The organism is Blastomonas aquatica (assembly GCF_014639875.1).
Taxonomy (GTDB): domain Bacteria; phylum Pseudomonadota; class Alphaproteobacteria; order Sphingomonadales; family Sphingomonadaceae; genus Blastomonas; species Blastomonas aquatica.
This window is the reverse complement of the sequence record NZ_BMGD01000005.1, coordinates 188280-201607: the sequence shown is the minus strand read 5'-3', so window position 1 is coordinate 201607 and position 13328 is coordinate 188280. Positions and strand designations below refer to the sequence as shown.

13 protein-coding genes are annotated in these 13328 nt (G+C 66.1%); 3 read left to right on the top strand and 10 right to left on the bottom strand.

The features are described from left to right. The first annotated feature begins 1 nt into the window (after nt 1). The 3 genes from IEW00_RS14420 (at nt 2) to IEW00_RS14410 (ending at nt 2797) form a co-directional block, all read left to right on the top strand. Complete coding sequence (locus IEW00_RS14420) at nt 2–793, top strand: adenosylcobinamide-GDP ribazoletransferase (RefSeq protein WP_229737057.1); 792 nt, start codon at nt 2–4, stop codon at nt 791–793. Beyond that, a complete protein-coding gene (locus IEW00_RS14415; protein WP_229737056.1) occupies nt 793–1350 on the top strand; it encodes a histidine phosphatase family protein in 558 nt (185 codons plus the stop codon). Before IEW00_RS14420 ends, IEW00_RS14415 begins: the two co-directional genes overlap by 1 nt. Before the next feature lie 106 nt (nt 1351–1456). Next, nucleotides 1457–2797 carry an AmpG family muropeptide MFS transporter gene (locus IEW00_RS14410; RefSeq protein ID WP_373282651.1) on the top strand — a complete coding sequence of 447 codons (1341 nt, stop codon included), beginning with the start codon at nt 1457–1459 and terminating at the stop codon, nt 2795–2797. A 138-nt stretch (nt 2798–2935) separates the two neighbouring features. On the opposite strand, the gene IEW00_RS14405 is transcribed toward IEW00_RS14410, so the two are convergent. The 10 genes from IEW00_RS14405 to IEW00_RS14360 all read right to left on the bottom strand — a co-directional run bounded on the left by IEW00_RS14405 (nt 2936) and on the right by IEW00_RS14360 (nt 13265). Continuing rightward, a complete protein-coding gene (locus IEW00_RS14405; protein ID WP_188515110.1) occupies nt 2936–4264 on the bottom strand; it encodes a bifunctional folylpolyglutamate synthase/dihydrofolate synthase in 1329 nt (442 codons plus the stop codon). Between the two features lie 107 nt (nt 4265–4371). Then, nucleotides 4372–5229 carry an acetyl-CoA carboxylase, carboxyltransferase subunit beta gene (gene accD, locus IEW00_RS14400; protein ID WP_188515109.1) on the bottom strand — a complete coding sequence of 286 codons (858 nt, stop codon included), beginning with the start codon at nt 5227–5229 and terminating at the stop codon, nt 4372–4374. 11 nt (nt 5230–5240) lie between these two features. Next, nucleotides 5241–6047 (bottom strand): tryptophan synthase subunit alpha, encoded by an 807-nt coding sequence (trpA, locus tag IEW00_RS14395; RefSeq protein ID WP_188515108.1) that lies wholly within the window; start codon nt 6045–6047, stop codon nt 5241–5243. Beyond that, nucleotides 6044–7285, bottom strand: a complete 1242-nt coding sequence (trpB, locus tag IEW00_RS14390; RefSeq protein WP_188515107.1) for a tryptophan synthase subunit beta — start codon at nt 7283–7285, stop codon at nt 6044–6046. The genes trpA and trpB overlap by 4 nt, the downstream gene beginning before the upstream one ends. Next, a complete protein-coding gene (locus tag IEW00_RS14385; protein WP_188515106.1) occupies nt 7260–7913 on the bottom strand; it encodes a phosphoribosylanthranilate isomerase in 654 nt (217 codons plus the stop codon). Before IEW00_RS14385 ends, trpB begins: the two co-directional genes overlap by 26 nt. Before the next feature lie 113 nt (nt 7914–8026). Further along, nucleotides 8027–8701 (bottom strand): orotidine-5'-phosphate decarboxylase, encoded by a 675-nt coding sequence (pyrF, locus tag IEW00_RS14380; RefSeq protein ID WP_188515105.1) that lies wholly within the window; start codon nt 8699–8701, stop codon nt 8027–8029. A 29-nt stretch (nt 8702–8730) separates the two neighbouring features. After that, nucleotides 8731–9093: a LapA family protein gene (locus IEW00_RS14375; RefSeq protein ID WP_188515104.1), complete on the bottom strand. Its 363-nt coding sequence runs from the start codon at nt 9091–9093 to the stop codon at nt 8731–8733. A gap of 99 nt (nt 9094–9192) precedes the next feature. Continuing rightward, nucleotides 9193–10503, bottom strand: coding sequence for an adenylosuccinate lyase (purB, locus tag IEW00_RS14370; protein WP_188515103.1), 1311 nt, complete (start codon nt 10501–10503; stop codon nt 9193–9195). Nucleotides 10504–10623: 120 nt separating this feature from the next. After that, nucleotides 10624–12258, bottom strand: a complete 1635-nt coding sequence (locus IEW00_RS14365; RefSeq protein WP_229737072.1) for a family 43 glycosylhydrolase — start codon at nt 12256–12258, stop codon at nt 10624–10626. A 5-nt stretch (nt 12259–12263) separates the two neighbouring features. Continuing rightward, a complete protein-coding gene (locus IEW00_RS14360; RefSeq protein ID WP_188515102.1) occupies nt 12264–13265 on the bottom strand; it encodes an alpha/beta hydrolase in 1002 nt (333 codons plus the stop codon). Nucleotides 13266–13328: the final 63 nt, after the last annotated feature.

The window sequence follows — 13328 nt, the reverse complement described above, 5'->3', positions numbered from 1 at the left end:
TATGGACGGCAAACATCCTGTCTGGGCCCCGCCGGTGCTCGCAATCCAGTTCCTCACCCGGATCCCCGTGCCTGGCACCGAAAAGCTGAGCGCGCAGCAGGTTGCAACCGGGCTGGTGCAGGCGGTGGGCTGGTTTCCATTGGTGGGCGCAGGGATCGGCGCTGTCACCGCAGGCATTGCGCTGATGGCCGACAGCATCTGGCCTGCCTTGGTCGCGGTGCTGATCGCACTGGTGGTCGAGGCGCGGCTGACCGGCGCGTTTCACGAGGATGCGGTCGCCGATTTCTGCGATGCGTTCGGCGGCGGCTTCACACCTGACAATGTCCGGCGGATCATGAAGGACAGCCGGATCGGCAGCTATGGCAGCCTTGGGCTGATCCTCGCAGTGGGCCTCCGCGCGGCGCTGACGCTCGCGGTGATCGCGACCCTGGCGCCATGGGCGGCGTTCCTCACCATCGTTGCCGCTGCCACCTCTGGCCGGCTACTGGTCGTGGTGCTGATGACGATGGTCGCGCCCGCACCGCAAGGCACGGGCCTTGCCAAGGATGTCGCATCGGGTGTCGGGCGATCGGTGCTGCTGGTGGCGCTGGCGACTGCGGTACCGGGATTGCTGGGCTTTGCCGTGCTCAGTCCCCTGCCCCTGCTCTTGGGTCTGCTGGGCGCTGCAGTATTCATCGCCTGGTTCCGCGCGCTGCTGTTGCGCCGGATCGGCGGCAGCACCGGCGATTGCCTGGGCTTTGCCGCTTATGCCGGGCAATTGATTGCGTTGCTCGCGGCGACGGCATCGCTGTGATGCGCACGGTGCTGCTGGTCCGGCACACACAGGTCGCCCGCGCCTGGCAGGGCCGCTGCTATGGGCAGAGCGACATGGGGTTGAGCCGCGAAGGGGCCGTACACATGCGCGCCCTCGCGCCTGAGCTGGCCGCATGGAACCCTGAGATCATCCTGCACTCGGGCCTGCGCCGCGCACGAATCCTGGCAGAGGCGGTCGCCACCTTGGTGGGCGTGCCAGCGCGCGCGGACCCGCAATGGCAGGAGCGCGATTTCGGAAGCTGGGAGGGACGAAGCTGGGACGCGATCTACCGCGCCACCGGCAACGCCATGGACGGCATGATCGATGCCCCCGGTCACTTCCGCCCCGGCGGTGGCGAGACTACGATGGAGCTTGCCCGGCGGGCGCTCACCGGCTTCGACACACTGCCCGCAGGCCGCGTGCTGGTGATCACGCACGGCGGCCCGATCGCAGCGATTCTGGGCATGCGCCAGGGCCTTGCCGCCCGCGAATGGCCGGGTCTGGTGCCGCAACTGGGCGGAATTGTGGAAATCGACCGATCGCCTGCAGCCAATTGACGCTGATCCGGGCACGGACCGGCAATATCCCTCTGGCGTAAATCGGCGATGCCGCTAGGTTCCGGCCCAGGATCAGCGGCGGCACACGCGAAGGGACAAAGACCAGATGACCGAACACGCTGCAGGGGTCGCGCCCGAGGTTACGGGATGGCGCGCATCGCTGCCTATGGGTTTGAGACCCTATACCGAGGCAGCACCTTTGGCGGCATTGTTCCTCGGCATATCGTCGGGCTTTCCGTTCGCGATGATCGCAGCGACGCTGTCGACCCGGCTGGCGCAATCGGGGATCGAGAAATCGACTGTGACCGCGTTTGCGCTGACCTTCCTGGCTTACAATTTCAAATGGCTGTGGGCGCCGATCATCGATGTGGTGAAATTACCCCTGCTCGGCCGCATCGGCCAGCGGGTTTCGTGGCTGATCCTGTGCGCGGTGCTGGTGATGATCAGCATCATCTATCTGGGTATCCTCGATCCCGAGGCCGACATCGGCAAGGTCGCTGTCGCCGCGATCCTGGTCGGCGTGGCAGGGGCAACCTTCGACATCGTCATCGACGCCTATCGCATCGAATTGCTCGAACCGCATCAATTGGGCGTGGGATCGGGGATGAGCCAATATGGCTGGCGCATCGGTGCGGCAGCAGCGGGCGCGATCGCGCTGGTGATCGCGGCGCGCGCCGACTGGACCACGGCGTATATCGCGGTGTCGTTCTTCGGGCTGTTCGCGGTGATTACCGGGCTAGTGATGGGCGAACCTGCGCGCAGGCAGGAGCCCAAGCCGTTGAAGGGTCCGGTCGCAGCAGCCATCGCCTATGTCAGCCCGCTCGCCGAGTTCTTCAAGCGCTCGGGCGCGCTGATCGTGCTGCTGTTCGTGCTGGTCCACAAGATCGGCGACACGCTCGCCAACCTCACATTGCGTCTGCTTTTCGAGGATCTCGGGTTCACCAATGACGAGGTCGCGATCTACGATGTGGGTCTGGGATTCTGGGCACTGCTGGCAGGCATCTTCGTCGGCGGGTTCCTGTATGCGCGGCTGGGAATGAAGCGCTCGGTGATGATCAGCCTGATCCTGATGGCGGTCTCCAACCTTGCCTTTGCCGGACTGGCGGTGTCGGGCCACAGCAACTGGGCGATGGCAGGTGCGGTCGGGTTCGAGAATTTCGCCAGCGGCATCGGCGGAGTGTGCGTGGTCGCGTACCTCTCGGCGCTGTGCAACCTCGAGTTCACCGCCACCCAGTTTGCCTTGCTGTCCGCTGCGGCGAGCATCACAGGGCGGTTCCTGACCGGAACGCTGGCGGGAGGCATGATTGAATCCCTCGGCTTCGCCAACTTCTACCTTGTCACCACGCTGGCTGCTTTGCCGGGTGTTTTGCTGTTCTGGTGGATGATGGCGAGCGGTCTGGTGGATCGCTCGCTGGGCACCGCAGGGACCGAGGAGAGCGGAGAGTAGGACTGCCCCCCTTCCGCCTGTCCCGAGTGATCATGAGTTTCTCAAAGCCCGTTCTCCGGCGAAAGCCGGAGCCCAGGAGTCGGATTGCGCTGTGATCGCCCTGGTTTCCGGCTTTCGCCGGAAAACGGTTGGGGCCGCTCAATCCGGCTCCTGCCCATTCGCCTTGAGCACTTCGCCCGCCAGATAGAGCGAGCCTGCGATCAGCAGCGGGATCGGCTCGCGCTGCGCCAGCCTGGCAAATGCAGCCTCGATATCCGCCGCCGCCTCGACCTCGATCCCCGAGGTCAGGCACGCCTGAAACGCATCCGCATCGTGCCACGCATGCCCAGGAACCGGCAGCGCGGTGACGCTGGCGAGATACGGCTCGAGGGGCCCGAGCAGCGCGCCTGCCTGCTTGTTCGACAGCATCCCGATGATCAGGTGCACCTTGCAGCCCATGCCTGCTACGTGCTTCGCCAGCGCCGCGCCTGCGTCAGGATTGTGCCCGCCATCGAGCCAGACCGACTCATTGGCGCCCAGCAGCGCAGTCAGCGGACCATCGCTGAGGCGTTGCAGCCGCGCGGGCCAGTCGGCCCAGCCCATCGCCGCGCTCAAGGCGCTGTCGGGAATGGTGATCGCGCTCTGATGGCGGATCATTGCGACGGCCAGAGCAGCATTGTCCGCCTGGTGCTCGCCGGGCAGCCGGGGCACCGGCAGGCTCAGCCGCCCGTCGACATCGCGATAATGCAGCCGCCCCTGATACAGCGCGGCGTCCCAGTCCTCGCCCCGTACCTTGACATAGGCCCCGGCGCGCATCGCCTGGCCCGCGATCGCACCCATCATTCCCGTGGCATAACGCTGGATCACCAGCGGTACGTCCTGCTTGGCTATTCCTGCTTTCTCGAACGCGATCCGCTCCATCGGCAGGTCGGGTGTGCCCTCTTCGGGCGCGAGCAGAAACGCCTCGTGGTCGATCCCGAGCGCTGCAATGCCGCATACCGCAGGCTGCGGCAGCACATTGGTCGCATCCAGCCGGCCCCCCAGGCCGACCTCGATGATACAGGCATCCGCAGGCGTCTCGGCAAAAGCGAGGAAGGCCGCAGCGGTGGTCACTTCGAAAAAGCTCGCGCCGGTGCCCTCGGCAATATCGAGAACGCGGGCGAGATACCCGGCCAGCGCGTCGTCGCTGATCAGCCGTCCGGCGATGCGAATGCGCTCATTGAAGCGCACCAGATGCGGGCTGGTATAGACATGCGCGGTCTGGCCCGAGGCCTCGATCGCAGCGCGCAGGAACGCGCAGGTCGATCCCTTGCCGTTGGTACCTGCGACATGGAACACCGGTGGCAGATCGTGGTGCGGATCGCCCAGCCGGGCCAGCAGCGCTGTGATCCGCTCGAGCCCCAGCACATCGCGCCCCGGCGACAGCGCAGCGAGGCGATCGAGCTGAGTCTGGACGGCGGGGTCGGAGGAGACGGCGTGGTCGGGCACAGTTCACCCCTCCCCTTCAGGGGAGAGGACGGGGGTGGGGAAGGAAGCGCGGTACATCTCGGCAGGCCCCACCCCAACCCCTCCCCTGAAGGGGAGGGGCCTTATCGTCACGCCGCAGCCTTCGCCGCCATCAGATAATCGATCACGCTGCCCAGCCGGTCGCGCAGATCCTTGCGTTCGACCACCATGTCGAGCATCCCGTGCTCGAGCAGATATTCGGACCGCTGGAAGCCCTCGGGCAGCTTTTCGCGGATCGTCTGCTCGATCACCCGCTGCCCGGCAAAGCCGATCAGCGCGTTGGGTTCGGCCATCTGGACATCGCCCAGCATCGCATAGCTGGCGGTGACACCGCCGGTGGTCGGATCGGTCAGCACGACGATGTAAGGGAGGCCCGCCGCGTGCAGGCGGCTGATCGCCACCGTGCTGCGCGGCATCTGCATCAGCGACAGAATGCCTTCCTGCATCCGCGCGCCACCGGCAGCGGTGAAGATCACATAGGGGCATTTCTCGGCGATCGCGCGCTCGGTGCCCAGGATGAACGCGGCGCCCACCGCCATGCCCATCGATCCGCCCATAAAGGCAAAGTCCTGCACCCCGACAACCGCCTTGTTGCCGTGGATGCGGCCGAGGGCGTTGGTCAGCGCGTCATTGCCGACATTGGCGGCGCGCGCCGCCTTCAGCCGGTCGACATACTTCTTGCTGTCCTTGAACTTCAGTGGGTCTTCGCGGACCGTGGGGGAGGACAGCTCCTCCCAGATCTGGTCGTCGAACAGCATGCCAAAGCGGCTCGCTGCGCCGATGCGGTCGTGGTGGTTGCACTTGGGACAGACTGAAAGGTTGTCCTCGAACTCCTTGGCGAACACCATTTCGCCGCAGGCCTTGCACTTGTGCCACAGATTGTCGGGCGTGCTGTCCTGCCGCGCGATGAAGGGGATGGAGTTGCGGACTCGGCTGAACCAGTTCATCGACGTGCTCCTCAGGCGGTGGCGGTGTGGCGCGCGGTGGCGATCGCGCTGGCCAGGCTGGCGATGTAATCGCGCACCGGGCCGGCGGCATCCGCGCCATGCTCGCTGACTATCTCGACGATTGCGCTGCCGACGACAACCCCATCGGCGACGCGGGCGATGGCGGCGGCCTGCTCGGGCGTACGCACGCCGAAGCCGACAGCCACCGGCAGGTCGGTCGAGGCCTTGAGCCGAGCGACCGCTTGCTCGATGCTCGCCTGCACCGCCTGCTGCTTGCCGGTGATCCCTGCGACCGAGACGTAATACAGGAACCCGCCCGCACCTTCGAGCACCGCCGGCAGCCGCGCGGCATCGGTGGTCGGCGTCGCCAGCCGGATCGGCGCGATGCCTTTCGCGCGCAGAGCCGGGCCGAGTGATGCGTCTTCCTCGACCGGAATGTCGACGCAGATCACGCCATCGACCCCGGCTTGAGCGCAGGCATCGGCAAACCATTCGGGCCCGCGCCGGGTCATCGGATTGGCATAGCCCATCAGCACCAGCGGGACATCGGGGTGGCGCCTGCGGAACCCGGTGGCGATCTGCAGGATGTCGGCGGTCTTGGTGCCCGAAGCCAGCGAACGCAGGTTCGCCGCCTGGATCGCGGGGCCATCGGCCATCGGATCGGTGAACGGCATACCGAGCTCGATCACATCCGCGCCGCCCGCGACCAGCGCGTCCAGGATCGCGGGGGTGGAGGCTGCGTCCGGATCGCCTGCTGTGACAAAGCAGACGAGCGCGGCGCGATCGGTTGGGAAGGCGTTAGCGAGGCGCGTGGTCACATCTCCACCCCCAGCTTTTCCGCCACCGTAAAGATATCCTTGTCACCACGTCCGCACAGGTTGGCGAGAATGATCTGGTCGCGGTCCATTTGCCCAGCGATCTTGGCGACCGCCGCAATCGCATGCGCAGGTTCCAGCGCGGGGATGATGCCTTCGGTGCGGCAGAGCAGCTGGAAGCCTTCGAGCGCCTCGTCATCGGTGATCGCGGTGTACTCGACCCGGCCCATGTCCTTGAGCCAGGCGTGTTCGGGGCCGATACCGGGATAATCGAGCCCTGCGCTGATCGAATGGCCCTCGGTGATCTGGCCGTCCTCGTCCTGCAGCAGATAGGTCTTGTTGCCATGAAGGATGCCGGGGAAGCCGCCCAGCAGGCTTGCAGCGTGCTCGGTACCGTCGAGGCCGTAGCCTGCGGCTTCGACGCCGAGCATCTTCACGTCGTCATCGAGGAACGGGTGGAACAGGCCAAGCGCGTTCGATCCGCCGCCGATCGCCGCGACCAGCAGGTCGGGCAGGCGGTTGATGCGGCTGAGCATCTGCGCGCGCGCTTCCTTGCCGATCACGCTCTGGAAATCGCGGACCAGTTCGGGGTACGGGTGCGGGCCGGCGGCGGTGCCGATGATGTAGAAGGTGTCGTGGACGTTGGCGACCCAGTCGCGCAGGCCCTCGTTCATCGCATCCTTGAGCGTCGCCGCGCCGCTGGTCACGGGAATGACCTCCGCGCCGAGCAGCTTCATGCGGAACACATTGGGCTGCTGCCGCGCGACGTCGGTCGCGCCCATATAGATCACGCAGGGCAGGCCGAAGCGCGCGCACACGGTGGCGGTGGCGACGCCGTGCTGGCCTGCGCCGGTTTCCGCGATGATCCGCGTCTTGCCCATCCGCATCGCGAGCAGGATCTGGCCGATGCAGTTGTTGATCTTGTGCGCGCCGGTATGGTTCAATTCGTCGCGCTTGAACCAGATTTGCGCGCCCTTGCCCTCAGGAGCCTGCTTGCGCAGTTCCTCGGTCAGCCGCTCGGCGTAATAGAGCGGGCTGGGCCGCCCGACATAATGCTCGAGCAGATCATCGAACTGCGCCTTGAACGCCGGGTCCGCCTGGGCTGCGCGATAGTGTTTCTCGAGATCGAGCACCAACGGCATCAGGGTTTCTGCAACATAGCGCCCGCCGAACTGGCCAAAATGGCCCTGTGCGTCGGGTTGATTGCGATAGCTGTTAGGCTTGGTGGCTGCGTTGGTCATGGTCGGCAACCGCTTGGCAAAAGCGCGCCATCTTGTCCATATCTTTGACTCCCGGCGCGCTCTCGACGCCCGAGGAGACATCGACTAAAGGCGCGTGCGTCGCGGCCAGTGCCTCGCCGACATTGTCCGGGTCCAGCCCGCCAGCGAGCCCCCAGGGCACCAGATGCTGATGCCCGGCGAGCAGCGACCAATCAACCGCAACGCCGTTTCCGCCGGGAAGCGCCTGTGCGGGCGCATCGAACAGCAAGCGGTCGGCGATCCCGTCGAAGCGGCGGGCGTTGGTCAGCGTCTCGGCGCTGCGCAGACCCAGCGCCTTCCAGACCTCGACCTTCATGTGCTTCTTCACCAACGCGAGCCATTCGGGGGTTTCCGACCCGTGGAACTGGATGACATCGGGTCGCACAGCGCGATACGCCTGCTCGGTCAGCACCGGCGAAGCGTTGACCAGCAGCAGCACGACCTTGAGGCTGGTCGGTGTGCGCACGCGCAGCTTCGCCGCCTGTTCGAGCGTGACATGCCGCGGGCTCTTCTCGAAGTGGACGAGGCCGATATGGCTCGCGCCGGCCTTGGCGGCGGCGTCGATGGTGGCTTCGGTGGAAAGCCCGCAGATCTTGATGAGAGTGGTCATAGGCTTTTCTTTTTCCGTTTTCCGGCGAACGCCGGAATCCAGGGCGTCGTTGCGCAAGCTCGCTCCTGGGCTCCGGCTTCCGCCGGAGAACGGGATGCGCGAGACGCTCGGATTTACAGCGTCGCCATGATCTCTCTGGCCGCGTTGTCGGGCTCGGCCGCGCGTGCGATCGGGCGGCCGATGACCAGCACCGAAGCGCCGGCATCGCGCGCCTGGCGCGGGGTGACCGCGCGCTTCTGGTCGCCTGCGGTGGCGCTGGCGGGGCGGACGCCGGGGACGACGAAGAACCCGTCGCGCCACTGGTGACGCACCGCGCCGACCTCCTGGCCTGAACACACGATGCCATCGAGGCCTGCCTGGTGCGCGAGTTCCGCCAGCCGCAGCACGCTGTCATGCGCGCTGCCCGCCATGCCGATCTGGCCCATGTCATCATCGTCGAGGCTGGTCAGCATGGTGACGGCGACAACCTTGGTGTTGGCGCCCGCTGCGGCCTTGGCGTCTTCCATCATCGCGCGGCCGCCTGCGGCATGAACGGTGACGATCGCGGGCTCGAGCACATGGATCGCCTGCATCGCAGCAGCGACGGTGTTGGGGATGTCGTGTAGCTTGAGATCGAGGAAGATTGGCAGGCCCAGTTTGGCGATCTCGTGGACGCCGTGATGGCCATGCGCGCAGAAGAATTCGAGCCCCAGTTTTACCCCGCCGACATGGGCACGGACCGACTGCACCAGCGCGGTGGCGCGCGCCAGATCGGGCAGGTCGACCGCTAGATAAATCGGATTGGACATGATGTGAGCGTGACCCCCTGTTGACCGTATCATACCGAGCGCAAGACGCTCTCCGGTTCTTGTTCGTTAAAGGCGCTGGCAGGCGCATCGGGCGCGGCGTGCACCGGTGATGTCGCAGATGCAGGCGCAGCCACAGCGGACATCGATGCGGCGCGCAGCTGGTTGGCCTCGAGCGTCGCGATCCGGCGCCTCATCCGCCAGCTGCTGGTGCGATGGTACGCCCACAGCGGAAGGAACCCGGCGAAGAACGTCAGCGCCAGCAGAACCGGCAGCTTGGTGACCAGCTGCAACCCACCCCACATATCGACCGTAACCGCTTGCCAATTGTTATAGGCAAACACGATGAACACCACGACCAGCATGATGATCACCAGTGTCTTCAGGAACTGCATGACCGCCGTGTCTCCTCAAAATCTGCCCGCGTCCCGGCGGTCGGCCGGAGCATAGGGGCATAATCTTCCGATGGCCAGCCTACCGGTGCATGCGCTGGTTTACCCAAAAACCCGCGCGAAAATCGTGTCGACGTGCTTGAAGTGGTAATCGAGGTTGAACTTCTCCTCGATGTCCTGCGGCGAGAGCGCGGCGGTGACTTCGGCATCGGCCTTGAGCAGCTCGAGCAGCGACAGCGCGCCATCCGATTCCCACACCTGCATCGCGTTGCGCTGGACCAGGCGATACGCATCCTCGCGGTTGACGCCGGCCTGGGTGAGCGCCAGCAGCACGCGCTGCGAGTGGACAAGACCGCCCATCTTGTCGAGGTTCTTCTGCATCCGCTCAGGATAGATCAGCAGCTTGTCGATCACGCCGGTGAGCCGCGCGAGCGCGAAATCGAGCGTGATCGTCGCATCGGGGCCGAAGAAGCGCTCGACCGAGCTGTGCGAGATATCGCGCTCGTGCCACAAGGCGACGTTCTCCATTGCCGGGATCGCGGCGGCGCGCACCACGCGGGCCAGCCCGGTGAGGTTTTCGGTGAGCACCGGATTGCGTTTGTGCGGCATCGCCGACGAGCCCTTCTGGCCGGGGGAGAAATACTCCTCGGCCTCGAGCACTTCGGTGCGCTGCAGATGCCGCACTTCGGTCGCCAGCCGCTCGACCGACGATGCGATCACGCCCAAAGTTGCAAAGTACATCGCATGGCGGTCACGCGGGATGACCTGGGTCGAGACCGGCTCGAGCGCAAGGCCCAGTTTCTTGGCGACATGCGCCTCGACGCGGGGGTCGATATTGGCGAAGGTGCCGATCGCGCCCGAAATCGCGCAGGTGGCGATCTCGGCGCGTGCCGCTTTCAGGCGCGCACGGCAGCGGTCGAACTCGGCATAGGCCTGCGCGAGCTTCAATCCGAAGGTGGTCGGCTCGCCATGGATGCCGTGGCTGCGGCCGATGGTCGGCGTGTATTTGTGCTCCATCGCGCGGCGCTCGATCGCCTCCAGCAATGCGTCGAGATCGGCCATCAGAATGTCGCTGGCGCGCGCAAGCTGAACCGCAAGACAGGTGTCGAGCACGTCCGAGCTGGTCATGCCCTGGTGCATGAAGCGCGCCTCGTCGCCGACCTGCTCGGCGACCCAGGTGAGGAAGGCGATGACATCGTGCTTGGTGACCGCCTCGATCGCATCGATCGCAGCGACGTCGATCACCGGGTTAGTCGCCCACCACGCCCACAAGGCCTTGGCAGCGGACTTGGGCACCACGCCCAGCTCGGCCAGCGCGTCGGTAGCGTGCGCCTCGATCTCGAACCAGATGCGGAACTTCGCCTCAGGCTCCCAGATGGCGGTCATGGCGGGGCGGGAATAACGGGGGACCATAAGGCGTGTCCTTGCGGCAGGAGGCGGTGGACGACGAGGCACGATCAGCCCCGGCGGTTTCGCCCGCGCAGCTAGCAGCAAGCGCGCGCGGGTTCAACCACGGGCCGCCCCCCTGCCCTCCTAATCCTCGTCGAGCGCAGTGAAGGTAAAGTTGCGGAACTTTGCCTCGCCCGGCCCCGCAGCATACAGGCCCGGCCGCAGCATCAAAAAGCCGCCACGCACATTGTGGTGATAGCCTGAGACTTCCATCCCGCGGTCGAACTTGAACCAGGTCCTGCCGCCATCGCCCGAGCTGTGGAAGCTGACGATATGGCGCCGGTTGGTGACCCGCAGGCGCATGCTGGCCCCATGCGGATTGGCGGGTCGGGCGCGCTCGATGCCGTATTGGTGGGTGACGAAGCGTTCGGCGTCGAAGCCGAGGCCGGCATAAAGCTTGTCGTCATAGAACAGGAGCAGCCCTGCGGTGCCACCCGGGGCGAGCTCGATGTCGCATTCGAACTGGTAGGATGTGTCGCCAGCCGTGAGCAGCAGCGGCGATCCGGTGGACGGCGCAAGCCCCTTGCCCCGCAGGAACAAGGTGTGGTCCTTCACGCGCACCCGCGCCGCCTCATCAGGCGCAGGGCGGAAGAACGACCATTTGGTACCGAGTTCGAGCGCGGCGAAATCATCGCTCAACGCCATGCCGTGCGGCAGCGCCCTGCCCCCCTTCGGCTTGGCGATCGGTTGCGACAGGTCGCCGCCTGTCATCTGGAACCAGCCATCGGCGGTCCATTCGACGGGATCGAGCAGGCACTGGCGGCCAAGGGTCCAGAAGCCGTTTTCGTAACCGTGATACAGGCTCCACCACGACGTGTCCGGTGCCTCGACCAGGCTGGCATGCCCGCGTGACCACCAGGCCTCGCGGATATCGGTGGTGCGCACCAAGGGATTGCCGGGATGCTGCTCCCACGGGCCGTGGATCGAGCGCGAGCGGGCAGCGATGACCATATGCCCCGTGGGAGGGCCAGCGGTTCCGCCCACGGCGGTCAGCATGTAGAACCATTGGCCGATGCGGTGGATTTTGGGTCCTTCAGGCGCGAAGCCCTCGACATCCCATTCGGTCGGATAGCGCCAGGGATCGTAGATGTGCTCGACCTGCCCGACGACACTCATGCCGTCGTCCGCCAATCGCACCCGGTCGCCGCCCGATAGGAACAGCCAGCGCGTGCCGTCCTCGCCGACCGCGTGGCACGGGTCGATGTGATGATGCAGGCCCAGCGGCACCGGATCGCTCCACGGCCCGTCGATATCGTCCGCCCAAATGACGAAGATGTCATTCTTCGGCGACGCTTTCACCGGAATATAGAGGAAATAGCGGCCCTCGTGCTTCTCCAGGCTCACCGCCCAGACCGAGCCGATATTGCGGGTGAGCGCGGGCTGGCGCGGCTGCCAGTTCACCAGATCGCGCGAATGCCAGATCAGCAGCCCGGGATAGGATTCGAAGCTCGAGAAGGTGAGGTAGTAATCCTCGCCATCCTTGAGGATTGCGGGGTCGGGCCGGTCGCCCGAGAGCACCGGGTTGAGAAAGCGGCCATCGCCCAGATCGGCGATGCGCTGTTTGTCGAGGCCCCGGCGCCATTTCGGGGAATGCGCGTTCGAGGATGTTTGGGGCGCCGGGGAGGGAGCGGCGCGCGTTCCCGCGTTCAGGGGCGCAGCCAGTCCCAAGGTGGTGAGCGCGGCGGACGAGATCGCGCCGCGACGGTTAAGAATCGGCAGGCGGCTCACAGCGCCAGGCCCGTCGTGCGCGCCCAGGCACGCCACAGTTCGGGCCAGGCTTCGACCGGTTTGCCGATCGCCCGGCGCAAACCAAAGCCATGTCCGCCATGCTCGAACAGATGCGTCTCGACGCGGACGCCCTCGGCCTTGAGCGCGGCGCGGAGCAGCAGCGCGTTGTTCACCGGCACCACCTCGTCATCCTCGGCATGGAGCAGGAAGACCGGAGGTGCATTGGCTGGAACGTTCAGATGCGGGGAGTGCGCTGCCTCAAGAGCTGAGCTCGCCGTCTTGCCGATCAGCAGCTCGCGTGATCCGGAATGGGCGTCGGGCGCGGTCATCGAGATCACCGGATAGATCGGCGCGGCGCTGTGCGGCTTGGCCGAAAGCTGATCGGCGGCATCGACCGGGGCATAGACGGATGCATCGAACCGCGTGGCGAGATCGGCGCACAGATGCCCGCCTGCGGAAAAGCCCATCGCCGAGACGCGCTCGGGGTCCACCGCGAAATCGCCAGCGCGCGCGCGGATCAGCCGCATTGCGCGCTGCGCATCGGCCAGCGCCACATTCGGCCCCGCCGCCCAGCCTTCGCCGGGCAAGCGGTAGAACAACACGAACGCAGTAAATCCGCGCGCCGCCAGCCAGCGACCCATCTCATAGCCTTCCTTGTCGACCACCACCCAGCGATAGCCGCCGCCCGGCGTGATCAGCACGCCAGCGCCATTGGGCCGGTCAGGGCGGAAGACAGCCAGCCGGGGAGCGTTGATGCCATAGACCGCGCGGTCGGTGACCAGCCGGTCGGTCGAGCGCTCGTTGACCGTTTCGGTCAGTGGCTTGGCCGGCATTCCGGGCGCGCCGCCGGGCCACAGGTCGATGGTTTCGGCAGGTTGCGGCAGGCCCGGGGGAAGCGGCGAGCCGGGTACGGCCGGAACGGCGGTCTGGGCAAGCGCGGGGCCTGCAACCCCCACACACACGGAAGCCGCCATGAAGGATCGGCGATCGATGGTCATGGCGGCTCCCTTTGGGTTTGCAGTTGCTGGCCGGGCAGCGTGGAGCCACCGCCCGGCCGATCA

Coding starts and splice junctions, on each gene's coding strand:
- IEW00_RS14420 (WP_229737057.1), top strand. CDS start 2: ATGGACGGCAAACATCCTGTCTGGGCCCCGCCGGTGCTCGCAATCCAG.
- IEW00_RS14415 (WP_229737056.1), top strand. CDS start 793: ATGCGCACGGTGCTGCTGGTCCGGCACACACAGGTCGCCCGCGCCTGG.
- IEW00_RS14410 (WP_373282651.1), top strand. CDS start 1,457: ATGACCGAACACGCTGCAGGGGTCGCGCCCGAGGTTACGGGATGGCGC.
- accD (WP_188515109.1), bottom strand. CDS start 5,229: ATGAACTGGTTCAGCCGAGTCCGCAACTCCATCCCCTTCATCGCGCGG.
- trpB (WP_188515107.1), bottom strand. CDS start 7,285: ATGACCAACGCAGCCACCAAGCCTAACAGCTATCGCAATCAACCCGAC.
- IEW00_RS14385 (WP_188515106.1), bottom strand. CDS start 7,913: ATGACCACTCTCATCAAGATCTGCGGGCTTTCCACCGAAGCCACCATC.
- pyrF (WP_188515105.1), bottom strand. CDS start 8,701: ATGTCCAATCCGATTTATCTAGCGGTCGACCTGCCCGATCTGGCGCGC.
- IEW00_RS14375 (WP_188515104.1), bottom strand. CDS start 9,093: ATGCAGTTCCTGAAGACACTGGTGATCATCATGCTGGTCGTGGTGTTC.
- purB (WP_188515103.1), bottom strand. CDS start 10,503: ATGGTCCCCCGTTATTCCCGCCCCGCCATGACCGCCATCTGGGAGCCT.
- IEW00_RS14360 (WP_188515102.1), bottom strand. CDS start 13,265: ATGACCATCGATCGCCGATCCTTCATGGCGGCTTCCGTGTGTGTGGGG.